Annotated in this window: 20 protein-coding genes; 1 reads left to right on the top strand and 19 read right to left on the bottom strand. The window is 64.0% G+C overall.

Going from position 1 to position 15986, the window contains the following annotated elements; all coding sequences use genetic code 11:
• Window positions 1–16 precede the first annotated feature (16 nt).
• The 15 genes from SCLO_RS00700 to SCLO_RS00625 all read right to left on the bottom strand — a co-directional run bounded on the left by SCLO_RS00700 (window position 17) and on the right by SCLO_RS00625 (window position 11148).
• On the bottom strand, window positions 17–382 hold the full coding sequence (locus tag SCLO_RS00700) for a DUF6283 family protein (protein WP_048575798.1): 366 nt from the start codon (window positions 380–382) through the stop codon (window positions 17–19).
• A complete protein-coding gene (locus SCLO_RS00695) occupies window positions 379–921 on the bottom strand; it encodes a hypothetical protein (protein WP_048575799.1) in 543 nt (180 codons plus the stop codon). Before SCLO_RS00695 ends, SCLO_RS00700 begins: the two co-directional genes overlap by 4 nt.
• A 123-nt stretch (window positions 922–1044) precedes the next feature.
• Window positions 1045–1698: a DUF1419 domain-containing protein gene (locus tag SCLO_RS00690; protein ID WP_231923293.1), complete on the bottom strand. Its 654-nt coding sequence runs from the start codon at window positions 1696–1698 to the stop codon at window positions 1045–1047.
• 19 nt (window positions 1699–1717) lie between these two features.
• Window positions 1718–3415: an ATP-binding protein gene (locus SCLO_RS00685; RefSeq protein ID WP_048575801.1), complete on the bottom strand. Its 1698-nt coding sequence runs from the start codon at window positions 3413–3415 to the stop codon at window positions 1718–1720.
• 149 nt (window positions 3416–3564) lie between these two features.
• Entirely contained in the window at window positions 3565–4005 is a 441-nt protein-coding gene (locus SCLO_RS00680; protein WP_048575802.1) for a hypothetical protein, read from the bottom strand.
• 2 nt (window positions 4006–4007) lie between these two features.
• Entirely contained in the window at window positions 4008–4526 is a 519-nt protein-coding gene (locus SCLO_RS23560; protein WP_174521978.1) for a hypothetical protein, read from the bottom strand.
• Window positions 4523–6007 (bottom strand): DUF3560 domain-containing protein, encoded by a 1485-nt coding sequence (locus tag SCLO_RS00670; protein ID WP_048575803.1) that lies wholly within the window; start codon window positions 6005–6007, stop codon window positions 4523–4525. Before SCLO_RS00670 ends, SCLO_RS23560 begins: the two co-directional genes overlap by 4 nt.
• Window positions 6008–6137: 130 nt before the next feature.
• On the bottom strand, window positions 6138–6332 hold the full coding sequence (locus SCLO_RS00665; RefSeq protein ID WP_048575804.1) for a hypothetical protein: 195 nt from the start codon (window positions 6330–6332) through the stop codon (window positions 6138–6140).
• A gap of 155 nt (window positions 6333–6487) precedes the next feature.
• Window positions 6488–6844: a hypothetical protein gene (locus tag SCLO_RS00660; RefSeq protein WP_231923292.1), complete on the bottom strand. Its 357-nt coding sequence runs from the start codon at window positions 6842–6844 to the stop codon at window positions 6488–6490.
• 135 nt (window positions 6845–6979) lie between these two features.
• On the bottom strand, window positions 6980–7453 hold the full coding sequence (locus tag SCLO_RS00655) for a hypothetical protein (RefSeq protein ID WP_048575806.1): 474 nt from the start codon (window positions 7451–7453) through the stop codon (window positions 6980–6982).
• Window positions 7450–8208 (bottom strand): hypothetical protein, encoded by a 759-nt coding sequence (locus tag SCLO_RS00650; protein ID WP_066519806.1) that lies wholly within the window; start codon window positions 8206–8208, stop codon window positions 7450–7452. Before SCLO_RS00650 ends, SCLO_RS00655 begins: the two co-directional genes overlap by 4 nt.
• A 374-nt stretch (window positions 8209–8582) precedes the next feature.
• Window positions 8583–9263 carry a metallophosphoesterase gene (locus SCLO_RS00640; protein WP_048575809.1) on the bottom strand — a complete coding sequence of 227 codons (681 nt, stop codon included), beginning with the start codon at window positions 9261–9263 and terminating at the stop codon, window positions 8583–8585.
• Between the two features lie 11 nt (window positions 9264–9274).
• A complete protein-coding gene (locus tag SCLO_RS00635; protein ID WP_048575810.1) occupies window positions 9275–9922 on the bottom strand; it encodes a hypothetical protein in 648 nt (215 codons plus the stop codon).
• Between the two features lie 97 nt (window positions 9923–10019).
• Window positions 10020–10556, bottom strand: coding sequence for a hypothetical protein (locus tag SCLO_RS00630; protein WP_066519796.1), 537 nt, complete (start codon window positions 10554–10556; stop codon window positions 10020–10022).
• 73 nt (window positions 10557–10629) lie between these two features.
• On the bottom strand, window positions 10630–11148 hold the full coding sequence (locus SCLO_RS00625; RefSeq protein WP_048575812.1) for a hypothetical protein: 519 nt from the start codon (window positions 11146–11148) through the stop codon (window positions 10630–10632).
• Window positions 11149–11373: 225 nt separating this feature from the next.
• On the opposite strand from SCLO_RS00625, the gene SCLO_RS00620 reads away from it, so the two are divergent.
• Window positions 11374–11871, top strand: coding sequence for a MucR family transcriptional regulator (locus SCLO_RS00620; protein WP_048575813.1), 498 nt, complete (start codon window positions 11374–11376; stop codon window positions 11869–11871).
• A 96-nt stretch (window positions 11872–11967) separates the two neighbouring features.
• Here SCLO_RS00620 and SCLO_RS00615 read toward each other — a convergent pair whose 3' ends face one another.
• The 4 genes from SCLO_RS00615 to SCLO_RS00600 form a co-directional block, all read right to left on the bottom strand.
• Window positions 11968–12537, bottom strand: coding sequence for an RES family NAD+ phosphorylase (locus tag SCLO_RS00615; RefSeq protein ID WP_048575814.1), 570 nt, complete (start codon window positions 12535–12537; stop codon window positions 11968–11970).
• A gap of 20 nt (window positions 12538–12557) precedes the next feature.
• Entirely contained in the window at window positions 12558–13139 is a 582-nt protein-coding gene (locus SCLO_RS00610) for a hypothetical protein (protein ID WP_048575815.1), read from the bottom strand.
• A gap of 98 nt (window positions 13140–13237) precedes the next feature.
• A complete protein-coding gene (locus tag SCLO_RS00605) occupies window positions 13238–14257 on the bottom strand; it encodes a deazapurine DNA modification protein DpdA family protein (protein WP_048575859.1) in 1020 nt (339 codons plus the stop codon).
• Between the two features lie 259 nt (window positions 14258–14516).
• Entirely contained in the window at window positions 14517–15620 is a 1104-nt protein-coding gene (locus SCLO_RS00600) for a helix-turn-helix domain-containing protein (protein WP_231923291.1), read from the bottom strand.
• Window positions 15621–15986 lie beyond the last annotated feature (366 nt).

Below are 15986 nucleotides of genomic sequence, written 5' to 3'. Positions count from 1 at the left end.
TCACTGACCGAGGACGTCAACGCTGGGCGGTCATCCTGGCCCGAACACGCTCCAGCCATTTGTCCGGGTTGCAGTGGTGATCGATAAACTCGTGGGACCACGCGAACACCGTCGCGGTGTCGGGCTCGACCGTGTCGAGCGCATCGCCATAGTCGGGATGGTGCGCACCTTTGCACGAGTTGCGCATGAATATGAGCGCGCCGGCGCACATGGCGCGGGCATCGGTGCCGTCGCCCGGGATGGTCTTATGGCATGGCAGCGGCGGCCCATCGAACTGGATTTGCTGCGTGAAGTCTTCCGGCCGATAGCCGCCAAGCCAGCCGGCAGGATGGTCGCGGCGCCAGGGGCACTCGTTGCACGGCCGTTTGAGCAGGGGCTTCACGCCGCACCTGCCCGCAGGGTGTGCAGCGTTTCATTCATGAGCCAGCGGGTCGGGCCGCCGAAGATCTCGGTGTCGGATATGACATAATATCCGCCCGCAAAGGAGCGGCACCCGTCGTCCTCCTCGTTACCTTCCGCCCACTGAAAACCGAAGGGCAACGCGGATTTGCAGACCTTCTGGATCAGCGAGGCGATTGACGGAACGTCGACATCATGGCCGCTGATGAATGCGAACTGCGCTTTGCCCTCCGGATCGCCCCGGATACTGAGGTCGGCGTCAAAGCCGAGAAAGCCGGGATCGGACCAGAGGTCGAAGAAGCCGGCGAAAGGATCGTCTTCTTCCGGTTTCTTCGGGAAGGTGATCTTGAAAGCGTCGCTGCGGGATGCGTAGTAAGCTTTCACCGTCTGCATGCCGTCGATCGGAAGTTCGGCGAAATCGCTGGACAGCTCATCGGCCACGGCAAAGCATTCTTCGAGTAACAGGGCTTCGTGCGGCATCACCGGAATGGCGAAAGCCGTTCGCACAAAATTGTTGGTCATGTTTCGGCTCCTTGATGAAAATGACGGGATTTGGCTCGACCGGGCGAATCCCGTTCGGTCACCGATCGCGTCATCGGGGTTCGCGGGCGGCTCCTCGTGGAGCGGAAGGTCTCGCGGACGCAGCTAGATCGTCGGCCCGTGCGGCAGCCGGTCGGCGATCTCGGCGTCGGTGAGATTTTCGAGAAGCTTCTGGACAGTGCCGACGCCCGGTTCATGGACGAGGATGGACCGTTTGCCGTGATGCTCGGTGGGCCAGGCGTCGGGATTGAACTGACCTGCGAGACCGCGAAAATCATCGTGCGTGCGCTCCCAGATCAAATCCAGGGCGGCGTCTCGCGACAGGTTGGCCATAGCGACCTTCTCATACGCGATGATCGCGGCCCGCATCGCGTCGGGGCTGCTGCGATCGCCGAGGTTGCAATATCCGGTGAACCAGCGCCTGCGTCCGTCGATGCTATCGATCTCGAAGAAAACCGAGCCGACGAAGCCGGCCTTGAGCTCGGACAAAGCGAACATCCCGGCTCGCATGAAGAGCGGCGGCAGCACTTCAAGCATCGTGTCATAGCCCTCGCGGTCCACCTCGAACCACGTATTTTCGTAGGCTTTCCCGGAGATTCGATCCTCGAACGGGCAGTCGGGAATCCGGTTGAACAACTCGAACATCTGCTTGCGCGTCGCAACGCCGTCGAAGATTTTCGTGAAGGGCGGCTTTTGTGTCATGGCACGGCTCCTTGTGGACGCGGCCCGACGCGCCGCGCGAAACGACGCGCCGGACATGCGCGAGGGGAAAGCTTGGCTACTCGGCGGCGTCGACCGAAGGCGCGTCGTCATTGTCCGCGAAGGCGGCCTCGACCAGATGGTTGACCGCCTGCATGCTGATCGCCCGGTCCTTGGGGATCAGCCAGGTGACATGCTGGCGCAACGCCTCGCGCACGCGCTCGAGGACCGCCGCATCCTCGCCGAGAAGCAGCATGTTCGCGGCGAAGCGGGCCTGCATCTCGAATGCCGCCTGTTGGGTGTAATGGCTGTCGGCGTCGCAATCCTCGTTGGGCCAGAAGCAGGAGGCTTCGAGCAGCGAGGCGAGTTCGCCGGGCGTGATCGCGCAGTCGGTGCCGAGCAGGATGGCGACGTCGTCGAGGTCGCTGCAACAGTCGGTGGGGACGATCAGCACATCGGCGGGGAATGCGAGGATGTCGGCGGGTTCCTCGGAATCGGCGGTGGCCCGCACTGCGAGCTCGAGCGTGATCGCGCCGACGCGGCCGGAATCGACGTCGTCGGGAACCGATGCCCCGTCGTCATAGTGGAACGTCTCGTTGTCCGTCTCGACCTGAAAGGACAGCCCCAGGACGCGCGGGAGCGCATTGTACCAGCCATATCCGGCGAATTCGAGCATCGCGCGAACGGGCGAGCCGCCGAGACCATCTGCGGATTTCAGCGCGCGGTCGACGCACTGCTCGATGTTCGCGGATAGCGTGGGCATGATGACCATCGGTTCCCCGGCGATCCGCTCACCCGGAAAGATGTCGTTCGTTTCGGCGATGCGGGGTGTCCAGAGGTGCAGGAAGGGCGCCGCCTCGGGCAGCGAGATGCCGAGTTCTCGCGCGCGGAGCCATTGTGTGTAGGAAAGCCGATGATGGCCCTCACGGGCGATGGTGCGGAAAATCGCCGCTTGGCAGGCTTCGCGCAGGGCGTCGAGCGCCGTATTCTGGACCATTTCCTTGCGTGCCGGAAGCACAAACTGCAAATTTTTCGCGTCCACGATGTCGACCTTGGCATACCAACCGCGCCCGCCATCGGCGTCATGGACATGCGGCAGGCGGCACGGGACGGTGAGGCCATGGAAGTTGATTCGGGCCTGCTCGCGGTGGGGCGTGTATTTGTCGAGAAAAACGCCGATGCTGCACCCGTTCCAGTTTTCGACGCGCACGGCCTCTTTCAAAAAGGCTTCATGGGCCTGCCGCTCCTCGCCATAAAAGACCGGAAGCGGATAGAAGCGCGCCGCGTTTTTCACCGCTTCTCCAAGCTCGTCGATCCACGCCTTGGACAATTCGATTTCGATTTCGGTGCCCTTGGCGATTATTGCCGGGACAAGTTCGAGCGGCTCCCCGCTCTCCCACTCCTGCGGCGGGATCGTCACTTGCCATCCGTCCTCGGCGTCGGCGGGGCGCGACCGGATGACGACATGGCGACCGGCAAGGCTGAAGACACCCATGCCCGCCGGATCCTCGCTGCGGGCAATGTCGCTGTCCCAGCCTGAGTCGCCGAGCGCGAGAAGCTTGGTCGGATCGGCTATGCCTCTGCCATCGTCGCGGATGCGCAGGATCGTGGCGCTATCCCGGTCGAACCGGCGGATGTCGACGCGAGTGGCACCTGCTCTGCGGGCGTTCTGGAGGAGCTCGTGGAGCGCGTCGGCGACGCAGCCGGCAAAAAGTCTTGTCGCCTTGTGGATGATCGACTCGCCGACACTGGCGTGGATCGTGGTGGGAAATGTCATGTGAGCCTCCTGGGTTGCCGCGACCTCATCGCCGCACCCCATCACTCTCCCTTCGCTCCACGGCCGGGCCGCGCCGCCGAGCGGTGGCCGCTCGGCGGGATCATGCCGGTGTCGGATGTTAGGAGGGGCGCGATCGGGGAGCCGCGCGGTCAGGGGGCAGTTCGCTCGAAAATAGCCTCGCCGTTGGAGAACACGTCCAAGCGGACGAGGGTCGCGAACCGCTTCTTGAAACCGACCGCGATCTGGTCGACCCAGCGTTGCGCCAACCCTTCCTGACCGGGATGGATGTCGTGGCGCAGGACCACCCAATATGCGATGCAGCCGCAATATTCCGAGATGCCGAAGCGGGCGTAGCGGTTCATGGCGACAATACGGTCTTCGCGGTCGATCCAGCCGGTCGCGGTCCATGCCGAAGGATAGAGCGCGAGCACCTGTTCGCGGAAATCCTCGACGATGAAGTCCCAATCGTCCTGGGCCGCGACTTGGCTGAAATGGCGGGTATAGGGCTCGTCGTCGTCTTCGATCCAGCCCGCGTCCCACTGCGAGAAGGCGACATACGCCTCGCTGGGATAGGATACCGAGCGCCCCATCGTCAGCTCTCCTCGTCGGAAGGCGGCTGCACGCTGGTCGGCCGCGTGGCGACTGGTCCGCCGTTCGCAGCGGATTCGGGATCTTGTCGCAGGGATTCCGGCCTGATCGTCGGATGAGCGGGATCGGACCAGTCGATATGGTCGATGATCCAGCCCGGCACGAAGTCCCAGTCGAAACAGAGGTCGTAGCCGTCGGCGACCGCGCTCCAGGCCGCCTCGACGGCGCCGGTCCAGCCCACGACGGTCAAGCGCAGGTCGGCGGTGCCGACGGCATTGCAGGTTTCGCGGATAGCGAGTGCCAGGGCGATGGCATCCGGATCGGTGGCGGGACGGTCGCGCAATGTCAGCACCCCCTCCCAGAGGCAGGCGGCGGTTTCGAGCGCGAATTCGAGCGTGTCCGTCTGCGTGACGCCGCTCCGGTTTTGCGCAGCGGGCGCGATCTCGACCTTCTCGAAATCGCCGGGCCACGGGACGTCGATGGGCGATGGGATATCGGGCGGAGTGTTGCTGCCGGTCGTCATGCTGCGGCCTCCTCGTTCGCGGCCTGGCGGGCGCCCTCCTCCAGGGTGTCGAGGTCGATCGGCAGCGGTTTGGCGGGCTTGTCGGTGATGATGACCACCGCGTCGGGCTTGTAGAATTCACCGCCGATCGTTGAGATACGGATGCGGGCGACAGGTTCGCCGGACCGCACACGCTCATTGCCCTTCCATTCCATTCGCACGCGGTGCCCGTCGGCGGCGATCTCGACGGTCTTGAACGGGTCATAGTCGCCCTTCGCATTGGCCGAATAGGTGGCCTGTGTCGTCGCGTAGACCGCGTTGGCCCTGGCGGTGCTGCGCTTGCCGATGCAGGCCGCAACCATGCGCAGATTCCAGATCGCCTGGAGTTGCTCGGCCTGTTCGCGCGATGGATTGATCAGAGGCACGGTGTCCGGTTTGGCCGAGGCTTGACGGGCCTTCTTTTCCGGCACGGTGTATCCGCACGCTTGCATCAGGTCGCGCCAGTCGCCCTCGCTGAGCTCGAGGGAATTCTCCGACGCGATATGCGCCGGGAGCGGGACCGGGCTTTCGAGCCGGAACCGTCCGGCGTCGATTGCTGTGGATTTGGGACTTTCGGCGCCATGCTCGCGGGCGAAGGCCTGGATGATGACCGGGGTCAGCTCGCCGTCATAGCGCGGCACGTCGCCGAGCATCGACCGCTCGAACGCGAGCCGGTGCAGGATATGTTCGATCCAACGGCGGCGGTTGGGGCCGCCCGCGGCAAGCTTGGCGCCCTCGACACACTGCTGCCGGGCATCGGCGGGCGTGATCTCGCCATTGTCGACCTTGTAATAGAGATCGCAGCTCGCCCAGATCGTGCGGGAATCCATGTTGCCGAGCGCGTGGCGGATCTGTTCGTCGCTCGTGATATCCTCCCAGATCGCCAGTGCCGCATGGGCTCTGTTGATGCCGCGCTGAAGGTCGCGCAGTTCGGCCAGCAGCGTCTTGATCCGGTTGGCCCGCGTGCGCGGGTTGTTCTTCATGTTGGCGAAATGCTCGACGCCGCTCGCGCGACCCAGCCAGTAGGTCGCGGCCTTTTCGGCGTTCACGGCGGCGCTCGATGCCGAATGCATGCGCTCCTGCGTCCGGCGCGCCTGACGTTCGCTATGATGGCCGACAAGGATGGGCTGGCCCATGTAGAAGGCTTGCGAGAGTTCATCGGCGCGCCGGGAAAAGGCATTGGCCTGGGCGTGCCGCTTGTGGGAAAGATCTTCGAGCCGCTCGGCCTTGATGGCGGCGCGCTCGGCCAGCGTCATTTCCTCGGGCTCGATCTCACCGGCCAGTTCGATGGCGAGGTCTTCGCGCTGCGGCGTCCATTTCGGCGCCACGAAAAGCTCCTGTTTCGGAGCCCATTTGAAGCCCGCTTCCTTGACACGGGCATAGGTCTCGGCATCGAGGCGGGACGATGCGTAGAGGTGGATCTTGTTGTCCTCCGGGCTGTATGTCGCGGTGAAGCTGATCATTGATGGTCCTTTCAAACGCCCGCCAGCATCCTGTGCCGGGGCGGATCGGTGCATTTGCATGTCCCGGAATCACGAAGCCCGGCGCGATGGCCGGGCTTCGTGCGTGGGTAGAAATGTCGGTGGTGGAGAACTATTCGCGCAGGTCTCCGGCGGCTACGTCGCCGACCCAGGACGCAGCTTCCTCGAAATCGGGATCGTCTTCATCGACCAGCGCCGCGAGCGCGACAGCCCCGGTCCGGCCGAGCTGACCGAGACGCTGGAGGGCGGCATAGAGGACCGGCGCAAGCTGCTCGGGTGTTGCGGTGTCGAGATCGTCCGTGTTCATGCAAATGCTCCTGATTATGGAGGGATGGCGGTCGGGGACAGCCCGCGGCGCGGGCGATACGATCCGGTGCTCCCGACCATTCGCACCGGAAATTCCGGAAAATCGGGGTCATTCCGTAAGTGTGGCGGCCGATAGGCGGGCCATGTTCGGCACGATCAGCCGCCCGCTCTCTCGGGCTTGTCGAGTAGCACGACCGCGATCGACGGTTTTTCGGACACATCGGATTTGCGGCTGTCGTAGGGGTGGCGGCCTTCCTCCGCGATCGTAAACATGTCGAACACCGGGACTGGTGAACCTCCGCCATCGGGCACGGTCATGCTCGCATCGTGGTAGCAAATGTCGATGCAGCGTGGCGGTCCGCCGGTGCGGTAAGGACCGAAATAGAAGGTGACGCGCAGCCCCTCGCTCGTTTTCGCGCTCACCGTGAAGCCCCCGTCGGGAATGTCGATCGGCAACGTCGGGACATGGTTGAAGATGGCAAAGCCGACGTTCTCGGCATCGGCGCTGGTCATGACGGGCAATTGGGTGATGCTCGCCGGTGAAGGTTGGTGATCCATGCGAATGTCCCCTAGGTTGCTGTGATGGTCTGGGAGCTCGCCTGGCGGCGACCAGGCGATCATTTGTTCCGGCGGAAACCCGCAGCGAGATCAGGAGCGGCGACAGGCCTTTTCATCCGGCGTTTCTATTTGGGCGTAGCGCCTGCCGCCGCTACGGCGCTTGCGGATCCGGCCATCGAGAAACGCATCGGCCCATCGCTCCGCCTCCGCCGCACGGGCGCCGCCGGCGCACTCATCGGCTTGCTCGAAGATCGCATATGCGAGGGCATATTGCTGCCTTTCCGGCAGGGCCAGGAGCGCGGTGGCGATCGGCAGGGCGGTCTCGTTGAATTCGAGCACGTGTCGCCCGCCTCCATGATGCATCAGTATGGCGACCCGGCCTTTGCTGCCGATACCCGTGGGTCGGGCGATCCGAACATCGTGTGATGCGTAGGTGATCGAAGCGCGCGAGGTTTCTGTGTCGCCGGGATGGAAGACGCGATCTTCGCGGCTGGGAAGAGGATGGGCGAGGATCTCATAGCGGTCGAAGTTCTCGACCCTGCGGATGCGGTTCATGGCGGTCATGCTCCTGCCATCAGCGCGGTCGCCCGACTTTCCGAAGCGCAGGCCGCGTCGACGTTGGCGATCCATTCCGGATCGATACAGACGCTGTCCACCGCCCAACCGCTGACGGATGCGGGAACCGGTTCACCCTGGTCTCGGGGAATCATGACGAGGTCACCGGAATCGGCGCCCTCGACGTCGTAGTCGACCACGCGAACCGTGATAGGCCGGTCGGCGGCGATACCCTGGACAAGACCGCCGTCGAGCGTGACGACGATATTGGCTTCGACCGGGAACGGGGTGTCGCAATTGATCCGCGTGCAGAGATCATCGATTGCATCCGGGGATAGCGATTTGTGACGGCCGAGGTTGCTGCCGGTATCGGCAAGATCGGACGGACAGTGGTGCCGCTGGTATCCGCGAAGCGCCGCAAGAACGGTCGACCGCTCGCGGTCGTCGAGCGCCAGGGTGGTCATGCCCTGAAGTTCGGACTTTTCGAGCCGGACATCGAATCCGGAGGCATCGGCAAGCTTGCTGACATCGACGTCGGTGACATTGAGGCCGAACACCGCGAGCTGGACCAACTGCGCCGCGGCCAACCCAAGCTGCCAGCAGTCCCCATCGACCAGCGACAGGGATACGGGATCGAGATCGGCGCGAAACGCGTTCACGCGCTCTGCCGCGGCGATGCACGCCTCTCGTTCGCTGGCGTGATAGCTGATGGACGCCGGCGTTTGCGAGAAATGGAATGTTGTGACGACATAAATATCCATCATGGGTCTCCAATGGCGATGACGAATGTCAGGTGGCGGCGATCAGGCGGCGCGCCGGCCGTCGTCCTGCCGAAGTCCGAGATCGGCGACGGTAAGAAGGTCGGACCGGGGTTCGAGACGATCGAACGCGGCGGTCAGGTCGTCGTGACGATGATTTCCATAATGCTGCTCCTCAGGCGGCCAGTCGCGTGGGCGGGGTGTCGGGTTCGAAAAGGGAAGTTCGCGGTGGATGCGCTCAGCGCGCCTCGCAGGTCGGGCAAGCGCGTGGACCGGTGCCCGCGTACGAGCCGCTAACATGGTCGTTGCGGTCCGCGACCTTGCGGGACATCACCTTGCGGCCCGCCCCATCGAGCGGGGGCCGGGTTCGACAAGGACGGTTATGCGATTTCTTCCAGCGTCAGCCTGCCGGTGGCGAAGCATCCGGTATCGATCCAGCTCATGTTCGCGGCGGTGACGGACTCGGCGAGCGGCGTGTGGCCGAAATAGACATGATCGACGTTGCGGATCGGCGGCAGGGGGAGGTTACGTTTCGCGGTTCGCACGCGATCGCGCGTCCACATGGCGTATTCCTGCACCTGGGGGCAGTCGAGACGTTCGATGAACGCGTCCCAATCGTCGCCCGGCACGTCGGCGTGGACGAAGCCGATCTTGCGGCCCGAGGGTGAGATCACGGTAAGCGCGACCGGAAGCGCCATCGCCAAGGCGGCGAGACGATTCCTTTCGTCGGCAGGCAGATGGGCAAGCCAGATCCCGCCGTTGATGATGTGCATGGTGGGATCGCCGTTGACGGCCTGGATCATCAGCTCCTCGTGATTGCCGCGAATGCTGGTGAACCAGGGTTCTGTGAGCAGCGCCAGGACCTCAGCGCTTTTGGGGCCGCGGTCGACGAGGTCACCGAGGGCAACCAGCCGATCGCGTCCCGTGTCGAAGCCAACAAGCCGGAGCTGCTGCATCAATTCATCGTAGCAGCCGTGAATATCACCGCAGACGAAGAGACGCCCCCGTGACACGGATTTCGGGCGCGCGAGGACGCACGCGTGGGCAGCAATGATTTCCATGACGCAGCTCCTCAGGCGACGAGCCGCGAGGGCGGTGTGTCAGGTTCGGAAAGATGAAGTTCGCGGCGGATGCGTCGTGCCAGGGTGTCGGGCGCCATCAGGTCAGCGATGTCCCCCCAATGGTTGCGATCGCCGCAATAGTCCTTGCGGCCGGTGACACGGCGGAACATGATCTCGCGGCCGCGCCCCATACAGCCGAGGCTGATCTGGACGTATATCTGTTCGCCGTGCAGAATGATCTCGCCCGACACCGAGATTCCTCCTTGCACCGAACGAATATCGAAGCTGTCTTCGGGCAGGCGAAGCGCGTCGGCCAACCGGCGGAGCGCCTTGCGCGCGTCCGAGTGGAACAGCTTCTTGGCGGCCTCGTCATAGGCAACGCCTTTGTGAGCCAGCGCGATGAGCGCGGGCTTGCGCCTGAGATCGGCAATGGCATCCATGCAGGCGCGCCGCAGTTCGACATTGGGACGCTCGATCCGAGAGGCGATGTCGCCGAGGTGACGTGCAAGCAGAATTACGGCGGGATCGCTTTCGTGAGGCCGCCCGGCGTTGCGGCAATCCGTGATCGCGGCATTGAGGGCGTGCAAGGCGGTCGGCAGCGTGATCAGCGCCGAGGGATCGAGCGCCTGCTGAAAGCGAAAGGCAATGTCGTACGACATGGGGTCAGGCTCCTGAGGTCCGGGCGCATCAACACACCCGCCTCAATCCTTCCCCCTCCTCCCCAGTCGGGCGTCGCGGCAGCACCGCGGCCGAGGATCAGGTTCTTTTTGCGCGCGCCCGGAATAGCAGCCGGGTCAATTGATGCTCGCTGGCGCAGAGCACCGACAGGATATGGACGCCGCGGCTGAAAGAGCCACCGACACCGTCCCGGGCCTGGTAGGCGTCGATCGCCTCGAACGCGGTTTGGCCCAATTCGCCGACGCGCTCGACCGCCTGTTCGACGATCGGAGCGAGCCGCGCCGCGTCCAGTGCCATGATCTCCGTTGGCGGTTCAGCGCGTATCGGGGCCGTTTCCATCGGCCGGTCATCGCTGGAAGTCGTCCGGTGTGGGAGCGGCGCGGGTTCGAGGGTCTCTGCGCTAGTCCCGCTCGGCTCATCAGCCGCGGCACGGCCGAGAGCGTCGCGCAATTCGTCGATCTGACGCTGCATGTCGTTCGCCCAAGCCATCAGCTCCGGCTTTCCGATCGGGATATCGATCTGGGTGAACTCCCGGTTGATGGCGCGGGCATCGGCTTGGGTTCCCACTATCCTGGTGTGAAGCGTGCCGGGTTCGACGGCGGTGTAGAAGATCATGGGTTTGAATCCTGGTCTATCGTGTTGAGGCGACAGCGATGAAGGTGGTCGGCTTCTATTGATCGGAGCCCCATCAGCCCGGGAGGTAGCGAGAGAAGAAGGCATTTCGCTCGGCGTCGGTGCTCAGCTGCACGAAGCGACCGGCGGGATGAAGATAGATGATGACCGGACAGCCGCGATCGGACAGTCGTCGAATATTGAAGCCGCTGCCCTTGCTTGTGCCATCCCAGATCACGAGACCGGCGCCTGCGAGGAGCGACATTTCGCGGTCTTTCGCGCTATGCCACTCGCGTGTGCCCGGACGCGCATCGGACTTTACGCGCGTGACCGGCCAGCCTCCGATATTGTTCCGGGGCGTGGATCCGGTGCAGAACACGGTCACCGCGTCGACGTTCCAATCCGAAAGATAGAGCTGCACGGCCGTATCGACGCCGCGGGCATCGCCGACCAGCACCGGGACGCCGTCGTCGACAATCTTGCCGAGGCGAGCCTTCACTGCCTGGGGAAGTTGCCGGATGGAAAGCGAGCCGGATACGAAAATCGGCTCTGCGTGCCGACGACGGTCGGGCGCGATCATGTGAACGGCGGTCATGGCTATAGCCTCCCTATTGGATCACCATCAACCACCCCCTTCTCTCCTCCGGCCCGTCGCGGCGACGGCGGTCGGCCATTTTCGGATGCGTAGCCCGTCCGGCGGCAAGCCGGGTCACTGGCCCGGCAAGTGGGGCGCATGGAAGCTCTGGCCGTGCCCGCAACGACTTGCTATCGGGTGTCCGTCTTCGCAGCCGCATTATTCCTCACGACAAGGAAGAACGACATGACAGAGAAGGTCGATACGGCAGAAATACTCATAACGCTTACCGCCGATATCGTGGCCGCGCATGTCTCGAACAACAGCGTCGCCGTTGGTGACTTACCCGTGTTGATCCAGAATATTCACGGTGCGCTGAACAGTCTTCGGGAGCCGGCAGTGCTGCCGGACATCAAACCTGAACCGGCGGTTTCGATCCGTGCTTCGGTCAAGCCCGATTACATCGTATGTCTCGAAGACGGCAAGAAGTTGAAGATGCTCAAGCGGCATCTGATGACACACTATCAGATGAGCCCTGCCGACTATCGGACCAAGTGGAATTTGCCTTCCGATTACCCGATGGTTGCTCCCAATTACGCCGAACAGCGCCGGTCGCTCGCCAAGAAAATCGGGCTTGGTCGTAAGCCAAGGACGGTGGAAACCGCTCCGGCCCCTAAGGCGAAGAAAACGCCGACAACCCGGCGACCGCGCAAGAAGCCGACCGAGGCAGAGCAGTCAGCATAGCATGAAGCCGCAGGGCGCCGCTCTTCGCGCCCCGGTGGTGACGACGCCTCGGATAGGTCAGCGCCTGGGAGGCGCCTTCGAAGTTGAAACGGGACTCTATAGCTCAATCAATTCGTAGCCTCTCGGCTTCAGTATCTTCCGGGTCCAGTCCTTGCCGATCGGCAGGTTTTCGCTGACCAGGTCAATCGCGGAATCGGCGCGTTCGAACAATGCGACACAAAGCTGATCGGTATCGAAGCGTGAACGGTACTGGATGCCGTCAAGCGCGGTGTCAGCGTAGACGAACGCGGAGATCGTCTGCGTCGTGGCATAGGCATCCCGATGGATTGCGGGATCGAAGTCCGCCGAAACGCCCGCGGCCGTCGTTTGGAACCAGGCGAGGCCAGGGCCATGCAGCTTTGCGAGGCGGAGCGTTCGCGTGGTGACGAAGGCGGCGGCGCGCTTCTGCTGGACGCGGTCCCATAGGACGTCCCGGTCGCCTGGTGTCCGCAGCAGGCTCTCGGTAAATGGACCGGTCAAGCTCTTGCCGAGATAGAGGACGCCGTAGCGCCCTTGAGGGTCGTCCCAGCGCCATGTCGCGTCCTTGCGCCCATACCAGCGCGCGGGAACGGATGCGCCGTGCACGCGGTGGAGCGTTTGCCCGGCGGCGATGGTCGCCACCGGCATAGTAGCGCGAGCGACCATCGTCAGTCGTCGAGCGTACCGGCGAAGCGTATGACGCGATCGACGTCCGCCTCATTGCCCTTGATCAGGTCGATCGGCCGCGCGTCGCCCAGACCTCCATCGCCGCTCACCAGATATTGCAGCACGGCCCATCCGCCGGCGCCGGGCGCGGCGGCAAGAATGCGCGACATTGCAGGACGGATGGTGTCGCCGTCGAACTGGAATGCCGGAAACAGCTTGGCGCCATTGTCTTCGACCATCAGCAGGCGGCGATCGCGGGCGGCCTTGTAGACGGCTTGCACGGTCTTGTGGCCGAGAAGCTTGCGCACCGCCTCGGCGTCGAACGCGCCGCCCGCTTCGTCGATCAGCCGGCGCTTGAAGGCGATTGCCCGTGTGATGTCCTCCGCTTTGTCGGGATCATCGGTTTCGACCGATGGGATTCCGCGCGCGATATTGAAGACGAGCGCCGCAACATCGACGCTGCCGATCGCGGCCGCCTTGGCGGCGGGCGGCATCATCTTGATGATGCGGTCGGCGCTCGCCATTATCCGGTCGCGCAGGATGCTATCGACATCGACGGTTGCGGTGCTGGCGGGACGGGACATGGGGGCACTCCTAGTTTAATGAGTTACATTTAGCGGATTATCGCGACCAATTCAACCAGCATTCTGTCTGACGCTTCACTTTGGTGCGGAGCGGTCGGTCAAGCGGTCCCCAGCAAATCGGCCGCCCACTCGGCGATCCAGGCGTCGGTAATTTGATCGTGGGAAATTTCGCCGTCCATCACGAGCGCCCGAATCTCCTCTCGCGCGGCGGCAACGGCGGCTTCCCAGCCTGTCGGAAGGGGTTCCGCAGGCAACGGCAGCGGCAATGACGATTGAAACCCGTTCCGAGGACGCGCGAGCCGGGCATATTGCCGTTCGGTCCAGCGTTCCATGTGGTCGGCGACGAAGTGGTTGGTCTTGGCGTGTCCGTCGAACAGCGCGGACATACGCGCCGCATAGGAGAATGCGCTGCTGTCGACCGTGATCTTGCGATGTTCGAAAGCGCGCAAATGACTAAGAGCCGGGCCTTTGATCCCGAAACCGTGGAGCGGGTGCGTGGAATCGAGATGGCGGTCGAGTGTTTCGAACACGGCGAGAAGGCCATCCTCCCCGTGCACGGCGCGCCGACAGGTCGATCCGATCGCAACCGTTTGTCCCGGACGCAGGATATGGGCGATGCCATCGAGACAGCGCACATAATCGCCTGGTCGGCGGCCTTGCAAAACTGGCATGAAATTCGAGACGATACCGGCGTCGAGTGCGCGGGCATGGCATTCGATGTTGAGGCGAACAGTGCGCGCGATCCGATCGAGCACTTCTTCACGGTCGCGCGCGATCTCGGGTTCGACGCAATGATCGAGGCTTGCCCAGAGCCGCCAGGGGTAGGCGGCCGCCAGCCCTTCGACATAATCCTCGACGGTCCATGGGAGGCCTCGATATCTTGATGCGAGGACGAATCCGGCGGAATCGAGCATGATCGAAGCGAGGCCATGGGCGTTGGCAAGCTGCCTCAACCGCCAACCGGCCCATTCACGCCCGCCGTCACATTGCCGCCAGCGTGACAGGCTGTTCGCGGAGATGAGGACGGGAAGCTGCAACGCGCGCGCGCGGGCGAGCAAGGGCCCCTCCGACAGGCCGGGAAGGCCGACGATGATCTCGATGGGGGTGCCCGCGGCCAACCGAGGGGCAACGTTCGAAGAGTACACCGGTGATCGGTCCGCCTGGGACAAGCCGGCGGGCGGCTGCTGGAAGCGAGAGGGGATGTCATAGGGCATGAGGCCAGTTCCTGCCGTCCGGGCGCATCAGCACGCCCGCCTCAAACCCTCCCTCTCCTCTTCGGTCAGGCCGTCGCCGCCAGAGGCTGGGCGACCGGCGGTTGCCCGGGATCGATCATGCCAGGAGATTCCGGCCGCCCCAGCGCGCCGGTGCCGCGCGCGATCACGCGTCGACGGCTTGTGCGGGAAGCCGCGGCTCGAGATGGTTGCGAACGAAGCCGCGTGTGATGCGCAGTTCGCCGGACGCGACCTTGGCAAGCTGCTCCTCGAAAGTAAGCTTGTGCGTCGCGGCCGCTTCTCGTGCTATCCTTGCCTCCTCTCGCCGCGTGTCCTGCCAATGTGCTTTCGCCTCAGCGAACCCCATACAGCCGAGGAGGCGCCGGAACGCGTAGATCTCCTGAGGCGAAGCCGGAGGCCAGCAGGAATTGCGCATGGGCGCGTGGCGAACCCGGCCAGGACGCCTTGGAGGCGGCAGGGCCCGGCCTTCGCCCGCCAGTTCGGCGGCGAAGGCGTCACGAAGCCGATAGGCTGTCGAGGCGCCAATCGCGAGTTCGCGCGCGGCTCGCTGGACGGGCACCCGATCGAGGAGCATCGCGCGCAGAAGGTCTTTCTGTTCATCGGTTACGAAACGCGCGCTTTCAGCATGCACATGACGGACCCCGCAGCTATCGCATCCAGGAAGCGACTCCCCTTTGCGGCGCAGACTTCGGATAAGGCGCCCCCTGATCCTGGTGCAGCTCGTCTTCGACACGCCGGTGCGCTCGGCGATCTTCTGTGTGCCGAGCCCCTGCAGGAACAGCTCCTCGACCTGCCTGCGCTTTGCCGGCGACAGTTTGACGCCGCTGTAAGCCTCGCCGCCGCCCGGCGGGGGCAGCGCGGCCTTGCCGCGTGCGAGCAGTTCACGATTATATCGCCGGCGCTGCTCGGAAACGCAGGCGGCCGAGACGCCAAGACGCAACTGAATGTCGATGCCCTTGTAACCCTTCTTCAACGCATAGCGCAGTCGCTCGATACCCTCAGCCGTCAGGCGCCCATGCTGATCGCGCTCTGCCGGACGGTATCCGCGCCGGACACAAAGGGCGATCGTCACCGCGTTGCAGGCGCTGGCTTCGCAGATACCGAAATGTGTGCCGATCGCGCTGAACGACCAGTTCTCGACCTCACGCAGCCGGATGGCTTCGTCGAGGTTCTCACCGCCAAGGCGCGGCCTCGGCGCGGGATTTCTATGGGCTGTCTTCAGGCCGAGCTTGTGAGCCTTGACCTGCAAGGCATGGACGCTTCGGCCCGGAAGCCGCTGCGCGACGCTGTGTCCTTCGGCAGGATAACAGGCACGCAGCGTAACGATTTCCTGCGCCGTCCATGGCGCGGATCTTGGGATGGTCATGGGAAGGACTCCGGTGCTAGGAGCGCCTGCCCTGGAGCAACCGCGGTCGTGATGGTCTGCGGTCCATTTGAACAGGCCTCGCCTGCTCTCTCCCCTCTCCCCTTCCCATGCGCCGAAGACCAGGCGCGTGAACCTGTGTGTCAATATGCTCCGCAGTCGCCAGGACGACTGGAGCCTATTGATGATACCGCGCTCGGCGCCGTCCGTTGGGGGTGGCTGCATAATGTTTCATGCCGACAAACCGCAGCA

It is taken from the genome of Sphingobium cloacae, from assembly GCF_002355855.1.
In the GTDB taxonomy this organism is placed as follows: domain Bacteria; phylum Pseudomonadota; class Alphaproteobacteria; order Sphingomonadales; family Sphingomonadaceae; genus Sphingobium; species Sphingobium cloacae.
The sequence above is the reverse complement of the archived record's forward strand: the minus strand, read 5'-3'. Positions and strand labels throughout refer to the sequence as shown.

What these genes read in the sequence shown, in the direction of transcription:
- SCLO_RS00695 (WP_048575799.1), bottom strand. Translation starts at nt 921, where the DNA reads ATGACCAACAATTTTGTGCGAACGGCTTTCGCCATTCCGGTGATGCCG.
- SCLO_RS00690 (WP_231923293.1), bottom strand. Translation starts at nt 1,698, where the DNA reads ATGTCCGGCGCGTCGTTTCGCGCGGCGCGTCGGGCCGCGTCCACAAGG.
- SCLO_RS00685 (WP_048575801.1), bottom strand. Translation starts at nt 3,415, where the DNA reads ATGACATTTCCCACCACGATCCACGCCAGTGTCGGCGAGTCGATCATC.
- SCLO_RS00680 (WP_048575802.1), bottom strand. Translation starts at nt 4,005, where the DNA reads ATGGGGCGCTCGGTATCCTATCCCAGCGAGGCGTATGTCGCCTTCTCG.
- SCLO_RS23560 (WP_174521978.1), bottom strand. Translation starts at nt 4,526, where the DNA reads ATGACGACCGGCAGCAACACTCCGCCCGATATCCCATCGCCCATCGAC.
- SCLO_RS00670 (WP_048575803.1), bottom strand. Translation starts at nt 6,007, where the DNA reads ATGATCAGCTTCACCGCGACATACAGCCCGGAGGACAACAAGATCCAC.
- SCLO_RS00665 (WP_048575804.1), bottom strand. Translation starts at nt 6,332, where the DNA reads ATGAACACGGACGATCTCGACACCGCAACACCCGAGCAGCTTGCGCCG.
- SCLO_RS00660 (WP_231923292.1), bottom strand. Translation starts at nt 6,844, where the DNA reads ATGACCAGCGCCGATGCCGAGAACGTCGGCTTTGCCATCTTCAACCAT.
- SCLO_RS00655 (WP_048575806.1), bottom strand. Translation starts at nt 7,453, where the DNA reads ATGACCGCCATGAACCGCATCCGCAGGGTCGAGAACTTCGACCGCTAT.
- SCLO_RS00650 (WP_066519806.1), bottom strand. Translation starts at nt 8,208, where the DNA reads ATGATGGATATTTATGTCGTCACAACATTCCATTTCTCGCAAACGCCG.
- SCLO_RS00640 (WP_048575809.1), bottom strand. Translation starts at nt 9,263, where the DNA reads ATGGAAATCATTGCTGCCCACGCGTGCGTCCTCGCGCGCCCGAAATCC.
- SCLO_RS00635 (WP_048575810.1), bottom strand. Translation starts at nt 9,922, where the DNA reads ATGTCGTACGACATTGCCTTTCGCTTTCAGCAGGCGCTCGATCCCTCG.
- SCLO_RS00630 (WP_066519796.1), bottom strand. Translation starts at nt 10,556, where the DNA reads ATGATCTTCTACACCGCCGTCGAACCCGGCACGCTTCACACCAGGATA.
- SCLO_RS00625 (WP_048575812.1), bottom strand. Translation starts at nt 11,148, where the DNA reads ATGACCGCCGTTCACATGATCGCGCCCGACCGTCGTCGGCACGCAGAG.
- SCLO_RS00620 (WP_048575813.1), top strand. Translation starts at nt 11,374, where the DNA reads ATGACAGAGAAGGTCGATACGGCAGAAATACTCATAACGCTTACCGCC.
- SCLO_RS00615 (WP_048575814.1), bottom strand. Translation starts at nt 12,537, where the DNA reads ATGCCGGTGGCGACCATCGCCGCCGGGCAAACGCTCCACCGCGTGCAC.
- SCLO_RS00610 (WP_048575815.1), bottom strand. Translation starts at nt 13,139, where the DNA reads ATGTCCCGTCCCGCCAGCACCGCAACCGTCGATGTCGATAGCATCCTG.